4 protein-coding genes are annotated in these 7836 nt (G+C 40.5%); 1 reads left to right on the top strand and 3 read right to left on the bottom strand.

All coding sequences use genetic code 11. From position 1 onward, the window contains the following. Window positions 1-937: 937 nt before the first annotated feature. Complete coding sequence (locus J0H12_04520; protein ID MBN9413170.1) at window positions 938-3214, bottom strand: hypothetical protein; 2277 nt, start codon at window positions 3212-3214, stop codon at window positions 938-940. Between the two features lie 134 nt (window positions 3215-3348). After that, entirely contained in the window at window positions 3349-5973 is a 2625-nt protein-coding gene (gene mutS / locus J0H12_04515; GenBank protein MBN9413169.1) for a DNA mismatch repair protein MutS, read from the bottom strand. A 127-nt stretch (window positions 5974-6100) separates the two neighbouring features. Here mutS and ubiH point away from each other — a divergent pair, with 127 nt between their 5' ends. Further along, window positions 6101-7318, top strand: a complete 1218-nt coding sequence (ubiH, locus tag J0H12_04510) for a 2-octaprenyl-6-methoxyphenyl hydroxylase (GenBank protein ID MBN9413168.1) — start codon at window positions 6101-6103, stop codon at window positions 7316-7318. Here the strand turns inward: ubiH and rnhA are convergent. Then, complete coding sequence (rnhA, locus tag J0H12_04505; GenBank protein MBN9413167.1) at window positions 7315-7800, bottom strand: ribonuclease HI; 486 nt, start codon at window positions 7798-7800, stop codon at window positions 7315-7317. The genes ubiH and rnhA overlap by 4 nt on opposite strands. Between the last annotated feature and the right edge of the window lie 36 nt (window positions 7801-7836).

Raw genomic sequence — 7836 nt, 5'->3', positions numbered from 1 at the left:
CATTTTTATTCTCCCTGTTTTGTTTATTTAGTTTTCTAATCTTTGTGTGCCTTTCGGCACGTTTTTTCTTTGTTGTAGGGTCTCATCAAAACCTCTTATTTCTTGGTTTTGATGTTCTGAGGTCATCGATAAAGTTTCCCTCGGGTTTTATTTGTGAGGTTAACCGTGACGTTTTTCCTCAGCTTACGTTCTGCTTTACCTATGTCATGTCTTTCTCCTTTCTTTGTTTATCTTCACCCTGATAAAACCCAAGAATCCTTCTTCTTCTTTTCCAGACTTCAGATTTCATCATGTTTATTCCTATTCAGTCCTGGCGGATGACGAGCGAAAGGTTGCTATCTCTTTCGCTCTCTTTCAAAGAGTGCTTTCACCACTCAATGTACCCTTCTCTTTGCAACCTATGGTTCTTCTCCAACAAGCTCTCCCGTTTCTTAACCTACGTCATTCTCGGGCGTGTCCCGAGAATCTCAAGCGACTGATAGATCTCGCCTGTCACCATTCGATCTATCCCAAACCTTTCCATCACGAATCGATTCATCCCGATTCTTTTTGTCACCACTCCTCTCTTCACCGTGCCTTTCACGCACGCTGAGGGGTTCCTCCCCCTTTCATTAGGCAAAGAGAGAGCATTCGCTCAAAAAAGAGCGTTAAAAAGAACACTTAAGAGTTTGCTAGACTCTATTGTTTTAAAAGGACGGAAGGAGAGGAATTATTGAAGAAGATTGAAGGCTTTTTAAAGGCCTTCAAGGAAGGAAAATATCATCTCTGACCATCTATTATTAGACTATCACACCTTGATACAAATTTCAAGAAAATTCAGTGCGATTATCAAATAATGGGAAGAACTCTTTCCCCTTTAAGCCCTTGTCTTTAAAGAAATTTTCCCTTGAAACTCAATAAGAATCTTCTTTAGAAAGATGCCGTATTCTTGAGTTCTTTACTTACCTGAAGGTGCCTTAGTCACTATTAATTCAAGCTCAGGCCTTTTTATTTCTAAAAGTCTTTTCAATTTATTTTCGTGAGATTTATGATCTATACCTGTTTCTATTAAAATAAATGTCCTCAAAACCTTATTCAATTTTAGACTTTCTTCTAACTCAGAAAAAGCACTTTTCTCTTCAGGTTTACCGGACATAAATATTTTATTCCCTGAAAGATCAAGACTCGTAAGCGAGTTGTTTTCTAACAAAGCTTCAGAGAAAGCCCTAAATACTTCTAGATAAGCCCAATTATAACTTCCATTAAATACTTGAATATCTTGGTGGTTGGCTAATTCTAAACTAATATATAATAAACCTTCATGTCCGATCTCATTGCGACTTAAGTCAAGAGATTTCAGTTTTGTATTACGAAGAAATTTCCCCCACAGCATAGGCCTTTTTCTTACAGCATCATCAAATACCATGCCACTTAATGTAAAATCAGTTATCATCCCTTTTTGTAATGCTTGGATGAGCGATAAGATTGCTTCTACTTCTATGTTGAAATTAGAATAATTTTTGATGCTTATTTTCGTCAGATGAGTAAACGCGCAAAGCATTTCCCCTAAGTATTCAAGATCATAAGAAAAAATTCTCTGCCTGCCGTTGTTAGGAAATAATTCTATACTTTCTTTTTCTGAACAAAGGTTTGTGACGATTGTGGGTGAAATTAATTCAGGGCCAAATCCTCTATCAGGTCGCCAATAAACTTGATAAATTGGAAATCTATAAAGGCTATCAAGCTCGTCTTGGAGTTTTCTCTCAATCATTAAAGAAAATGGTTCAGATAGTTTTTCAAAAACGGCTTCGACATCTGTCTTAGATTGGAATTTTAGAGTTGGGATTTTGGTAGTTCCATATTTATCAGGTAAATATTTTTTATACGAAGGAACTCGAGCAGAAATTGGGGTATAAACATATTGTGGCGGGATCCATCCCAAAAAAGAGACTTCATATTCAGCAAGAATATTGTTTGTTGGGTTAGCTGAAATATTTAAATCTCTAAATTGTTGAGCTTCCAAAAGCGACGTTGGATTAAGATTAAAGAGATTGTGGGGGTCTATGTGGATAGGATACACGACGCCAAGATAAGGATGACGGGGACGCTTATCTTCATCATAATTAGCTCGTAGTGGTGTACCATCAAAGCTTTTAAGTCCTAACGCATATTGTAAAGCATGCCTTTCTGTCATAGAGCATGAAACAAAAGGGTTTCGTTGAAATGCTTTTTTTTGGAGATCAGTTTCAAGACCAATAATTTCCGTAAATAACCTACTATAAACGTTAAACTCATCTGGTGTGTCAGGGGTTCTTTCAAGAGCACACCTCAGGTATCGGTGAAACTTTACATGATCATTGCTATAAATTTCATGAAATTTATAGTATTTTTCTGTGTGTTCTTTTTTAAATTTATTGAGCACCTTAGCTATAAGCTGCGCATTGCGTGCTAAGAGTTCTTGATCAATATTTTGATCTAAAAAACTTCCCCCGACCAACGCATAAACCGCCGAACAAAAAAGTGGAGCACCTGCTTTTGCATTTTCACGAAAACTTTTTCGGCTTTCTGCCGTCGGAAAAAGTTCTTTAAGAAAATGAACACCTCTATAAAAAGTCACGACAAAAGGAGGATATTCAGAATAACTCGTTGATTCATAAATATGTTTCAAATCCTCACAAAATGTTTTGGGAAGCTCTCTCTTTTTGGTAGCTTCTGGCGCCTTATATTCATAATTTTCTTCATCCTCAGAATCTTCATCCCTCTCAACAGATTGAGGGGCTTTGTAGGGGCTTGAGGAACTGCTCGCTTCTTGGGATTTATCTTTTATAGAGCCTGTGGAGGCTGGAGCTTTTGGCGCGAGATTAGAGGGCTTAGGTTTTACATCTGTTTGAGGTCGTGACGGCAGTATAATGTTATGGGGTTGAGAAGAAGTTGTCGCAATCGTTCTTGAGGAATTACTCGCCTTTTGAGAGTTATCCTTTACCGAACCTGTTGAAGCTGGAGCCCTACTCATCTTAACAACAAATTCATGGATGCTAGCCTTCACTTCTGCTTGAGAACGCCCTGGTGCTTTAGCTCGTGGTGGAGTAACTGCAGAAGAACTTGAGGCAATTGTTGCAGCACTCAGCGTTGTCTTGATTTCATCAATATCTTTTTCAATACCCTGACTAGAAAATCCATTAAAAGAAATAAAACTTGTACAAAAACAGAACGCTAAACATTTGATGTAATTCATAGAATCCCCCCTCTAGAATATTTGAATGCTAGCATTCTATGCTGTCTTCTAAAAGTGAATTATAGTTAAAAAAACACCCTCTCATTTGTAATTTTAGCTTATATAATTTAGCATTTGCCGTTGAAGGCTTCGCCTCAAGCAACTTGACTATCTTTTATTAAGGCCTTTAATTCATAGAGCAATTCCAATCCTTGGCGAGGCGTCATCTCATCCAACGATAAAGACTTCAACCTATTTTCAAGGGGTGATTGAGGCGGAAGAGGCACAATCGACGGAACCGTAAACAAAGGAAGTTCAGAAATCTTCGCCTTTCCTTGTTTGATCTTTTTATCTTCAAGATCTTGTAAAAGGATTTCTGCACGCTTCAAAACAGAAGAAGGCATTCCCGCCAGCTTCGCCACATGAAGACCGTAAGAACGATCTGCGGCACCTTCAATAATCTCATGCAAGAAAATAACATCTCCCTGCCATTCTTTGACCCGCATCGTGTAGCATTTTAAATTTTTGAGCTTTTCTTCAAGTTCCGTGAGTTCATGGTAATGGGTTGCAAAAAGAGCCCGACTTTGATTCACCTCATGAAGATGCTCTAAAGTTGACCACGCAATTGAAAGCCCATCATAGGTGGACGTTCCTCGCCCTACTTCATCGAGAATAACCAATGAATGCTTTGTCGCTTGATTCAAAATGGCCGCGGTCTCGACCATCTCCACCATGAACGTTGAATGTCCCCGCGCCAAATCATCAGAGGCCCCAACGCGCGAAAAAAGGCGATCCACAATCCCAATATGAGCCTTCGTCGCAGGCACAAAAGATCCTATTTGAGCCAGCAGCACAATCAGGGCATTTTGCCTCAAAAATGTACTTTTTCCGGCCATATTGGGCCCAGTCATCAACCATATGTTCGAGGATTCAGTCATGACACAATTATTGGTGACAAACTTACTGGCATTCGCTTGTTTAAGAGACGCTTCCACCACCGGATGGCGCCCCTCTATGATTTCAAACGCCATTGACGCATCGATCTCAGGGCAACAATAATTTTCAGCCACCGCAAGGTGAGCTAAGGATGTTGAGACATCTAAATTCGCAATTGCTTGGGCTGCTTCTTGAATTTCAGAGGCTCTCCCAAGAACTTCCGCCACAAGGTCCTCAAATAATTTTAGCTCAAGAGCTAGCGTATGTTCAGATGCCGACGTGAGTTTTTGTTCAAATTCCGTCAATTCAACCGTTGTAAAACGCATGGCATTTACCATGGTTTGACGATGAATAAAGGTGGGACTCATTTTTGTGGCTTGGGCCGCTGTCACCTCAACATGATAACCAATAATATTGTTATGTTTGATTTTTAAAGACGGAATGCCGAGCTCTTGCGCATACTTTGCTTGTAAATTAACGATTAACTTTCTACCTTCTTCTTTTAGAAGACGCGCCTCATCAAGCGCTTCATGATAGCCTTTTTGGATAAAGCCACCATCTCTGGCAAAGTAAGGAAGATCTTCGGCTAAAGCCCTCGTCAATCGATCGATAAGAAGAGAGTGTTCCCCTAAGGTGCGCTGAATTTTGATAAATCCCTGCGGGGCATCCTGAAAAGTTTTTAGATGCGATTGAAGAGTAGATGCAATTTTTACCCCTTCCCGCAATGCTGCTAAATCCCTGGGGCCGCCGCGCCCTAAACTAAGCCGGGATAAAGAACGCTCAAAATCAGGCGTGGTTTTTAAAATCTCTCTAAGACCTGTTCTGACAGGCGCATTTTCCTTAAAAAAATTAACCATTTCAAGACGCGTTGTAAGACGTGCTATATTTGTTAAAGGATGGGACAGATGAAGCGCTAAAAGTCTACCTCCTTGCGCTGTCAATGTTTTATCAATCACACTCAGAAGGCTTCCTTTATAGTCCCCTTGTTGTGTCATGGTCAGCTCAAGGTTACGCCGCGTGGCCGAATCAATTTCCATAAATTCAGTGGCTTTAAGGCGCCGTAAAGGCCATAATTTTGGCATTCCTCCCTTTTGGGTTAAGGAAACATACTCCAACAAAGCTCCTGCCGCTGTGATCTCATGCGACAGAAATGCCCCAAATCCCTCCAACGTTTTAACACCAAAGGTTTCGTGAAGTCGTTTTTGCGCGTTCTGAGGATCAAAACGGCTATGCACTTGAGGATACAAAATATCTTTCCAGATTGAAAAAGTTTCATAAAGCTCTTTCTGATGGCAGAGCTTTTCCGAAACAATTAACTCTGAAGGTGAAATTCTTGAAAGAACTTCAAGTAATTTTTCACCCGAACAACTCTCAACGAAAAAAGCCCCTGTTGAAATATCCATAAAGCTCAACGCAAATTTATGGCTTTTTTGAGTTTGATCTTCAATCAACACACACAGAAAATTATGACGACGAGCTTCCAATAAATTATCTTCTGTCAGGGTCCCAGGCGTCACAAGACGAATAACATCCCGTGCCACAACGGCTTTAGGACCTCTCTTTTTAGCCTCTTCAGGGCTTTCGACTTGATCACAAATAGCCACTCGAAACCCTTGCCTGACTAATCGTGCAAGATAGGCCTCAACAGCATGAGCCGGCACACCACACATGGGAATATCTTCGCCTTCATTCTTCCCTCGTTTTGTCAAAGCAATATCTAAAGCCTGTGCAGCTTTAATCGCATCTTCAAAAAAAAGCTCATAAAAATCGCCCATCCGATAGAATAATAAATCATTCGGATGATCGGCTTTAATTCGATGGTATTGCGCCATCATGGGCGTCATTGATTTATCCTCTCCTTAGTCACTAGATACATCTAACGTATTAAATATATCTTTGCAAACTTGCGTCCATTTCATAAAAGAAATAATAGTATTTTAATTTTTTTAAATCGTCTATTCTTTCAAGATGATGAAGAAATTTTTAGAGATCAATCCTCTTATTATTGGCGCCGGCCCCGTGGGCGCAACGCTCGCTCTCGCGCTTGCGCAAGCGGGTGTTAAAAGCACGATTATTGATACCTGCGATCCCGATCAAGTTCTCAAAAAAGATTTTGATGGGCGCACTTTTGCCATTTCTCATGGCTCTCATCTCATTTTCAAAGCCCTAGGGTTATGGGAAGAACTTTCAGCGTTTGTGGAACCCATTAAAAAAATTCATATCTCTCAAGCAAATCACCTTGGATATGTCCATTATGATGAAAAAGATTCAGGTGGATTGGCCATGGGATATCTTATTGAAAATCGTCATCTCCGCCGGATTCTCTTTAGGGCCATTTTTAATCATCCTCTTATAAAATGTTGTATTCCTCATGAACTTAAAGAGTTAAATCGACACCCTTTTTTCCTGGAAGCCACTCTTGCGCCAGAAGAAAAATTAAAAACGCCTCTAGTTGTTGCGGCTGATGGGCGAAATTCTCTCACCCGTCAACAAGCTGGTCTTAAATCGCACAGCTGGTCTTATCATCAACTTGCTCTTGTCGGCATGCTGAAGACTGAATTTCCCCATGAAAATATTGCTTTTGAACATTTTCTTCCCTCAGGTCCCTTAGCCTTACTTCCTATGCAAGACAATCTTTGCTCATTTGTATGGAGTGTTGATAAACAATATGGAGAACGCCTCCTCACCCTTTCAGAACAAGAATTTTCTACTCAATTACAAGCCTCTTTTGGAGATTACCTTGGGAATTTTGAATTAGTAAGCCAACGATGGACTTATCCTTTAGGAGCTACTGTCGTTCCTCAATTGGTTGCCGAAAGACTTGCCCTCATAGGCGATGCCGCTCATGTTATTCATCCCGTGGCTGGGCAAGGGTTAAATCTTGGCTTTCGCGATGCCGTGACATTGGCAGAAGTCATTGTTGATGCAGCGCGTCTCGGAATAGATATCGGAAGTGCTCAAATCTTAGAAAGATATCAAAGATGGCGCCGTTTCGATATTCTCACCTTAACCGGTGTTACTGATCTTTTAATCCGATCTTTCTCGAACGAATCGAAACTGCTGGGGAATTTGAGAATGGCAGGATTACGTCTTACAAATCGCATTCCCCTCTTAAAACGAGTGATGACCCACCATGCAATGGGCCTTTTAGGCGAAAAACCACGCCTCTTACAAGGCTTACCTCTCTAATTTTGAGGATTGATTTCTTGAGACATCATAATTTGAAGAATAGCATTCCGGGCTAAAACATCCGCCCGTTCATTTTCAGGATGTCCCGCATGCCCTTTCACCCAATGCCATTCAATTTCATAGTCAGCGGCTAAGACATCAAGCTTTTGCCAAAGATCGATATTTTTAACGTCCTCTTTTCCAGCTGTTTTCCAACCATTGCTTTTCCATTTAGAAAGCCAAAGCTTCATTCCATTCTGAAGATATTGACTATCTGTATAAAGTTTAACAAAAACTGGCTTTTCTAGAGCTTCAAGGCCTTTAATGGCCGCAATCAATTCCATCCGATTATTGGTTGTATTGATCTCACCTCCGGCGAATTCTTTCTCTTCTCCACTTTCTGCACGCAAAATGACTCCCCATCCTCCAGGGCCGGGATTCCCACTGCAAGCACCATCTGTAAAAATTTCAACAATGCTCTTTTGAACGGATGTTTGTTCCATATTTACCATCTTGTGTTAAAAGTTATGCTTCAGTAA

It is taken from the genome of Candidatus Paracaedimonas acanthamoebae (genome assembly GCA_017307065.1).
In the GTDB taxonomy this organism is placed as follows: Bacteria; Pseudomonadota; Alphaproteobacteria; order Caedimonadales; family Caedimonadaceae; genus Paracaedimonas; species Paracaedimonas acanthamoebae_A.
Note: the sequence above shows the minus strand (reverse complement) of the source record. Positions and strands in the feature narration are given on the sequence as shown.

What these genes read in the sequence shown, in the direction of transcription:
- J0H12_04520 (MBN9413170.1), bottom strand. Translation starts at nt 3,214, where the DNA reads ATGAATTACATCAAATGTTTAGCGTTCTGTTTTTGTACAAGTTTTATT.
- mutS (MBN9413169.1), bottom strand. Translation starts at nt 5,973, where the DNA reads ATGACGCCCATGATGGCGCAATACCATCGAATTAAAGCCGATCATCCG.
- ubiH (MBN9413168.1), top strand. Translation starts at nt 6,101, where the DNA reads ATGAAGAAATTTTTAGAGATCAATCCTCTTATTATTGGCGCCGGCCCC.
- rnhA (MBN9413167.1), bottom strand. Translation starts at nt 7,800, where the DNA reads ATGGAACAAACATCCGTTCAAAAGAGCATTGTTGAAATTTTTACAGAT.